We start from the raw sequence: 818 nt of genomic DNA on the forward strand, positions 1-818 counted from the left end.
GCCGCTTCCGTCGGAGGCTCTGGCGGCGCGGCGGGACGGACCACGAGGCGATCGCCCTTCAAGGTGCGATCGACGGTCGGAAAATCGGAAGGTCGATAGCGCGGCGGAACCTGCAGCGCGGGATTGCGCGGCGTCGTGCTGCCGGTGATGTCGAGGTCGCGCTCGCTCAGGCTCGCGAGCCGGATGCCCTGCGGCGCCGAGGTGCCGATCGGAAGGCCGAAACTGTAGGTGGCGAGCTGGACGGACGCGGCCGCCGAGGACACGCGCTTCTGCCAGCGCTCGGCGACGCCCGGCTGGCGGGCGAGCCGTGAAGCGATGTCTTGATACCCGGTCTCTGTCGGCATCAGAGCGAAGACGCAGAGACCGAGGCCGAAGGACGCAATACGCGCGCCCTTCGGACCTGGACGCAGAACTAACATCGGTACGCTCAACGCAACGCTACGCTACTCACGCGACCGAACGACAGTGCTTCCGTGCAATTCGATCTGTCATGTTCGTATCGGGTTTAGGTTGCCGAGGAGTTAACCGGCGTTGCACGATCGAAACATGCAAGCGGCGAAGTTGCATCGCGCGGCGCGATCGAGATGCGTGGTAAACGGCGCGCGCAGAAGAGTGGTGAACACCGGGTCAACGAGCGCGGTGAATGAGTGTTGGAGCGCAGATGAATGCGGATCGTCGTTGCGAGATGTTCGTAGGTGGAACACTCGGACGTGGAACGGCGGACGGCAGCATCGGCCGAGATGATGCTGACGACGCGTCGAGGCGGGACGTCTTCGTCGATGTAAACCTTCGCGTTGATGGGCGAGCGCGTGCTGAGC

1 protein-coding gene and 1 pseudogene are annotated in these 818 nt (G+C 64.4%); both read right to left on the reverse strand.

Annotated features, from left to right (window positions below):
* Positions 1–419: pseudogene (locus tag BRAS3809_RS20130) on the reverse strand (cell wall hydrolase); the annotation flags it as partial.
* 86 nt (positions 420–505) lie between these two features.
* Positions 506–818, reverse strand: a 313-nt coding sequence (locus BRAS3809_RS37100; RefSeq protein WP_210161107.1) for a hypothetical protein, incomplete at its 5' end; no start/stop codon positions are given.

The sequence above is a fragment of the Bradyrhizobium sp. STM 3809 genome, from assembly GCF_000239795.1.
GTDB lineage: Bacteria > Pseudomonadota > Alphaproteobacteria > Rhizobiales > Xanthobacteraceae > Bradyrhizobium.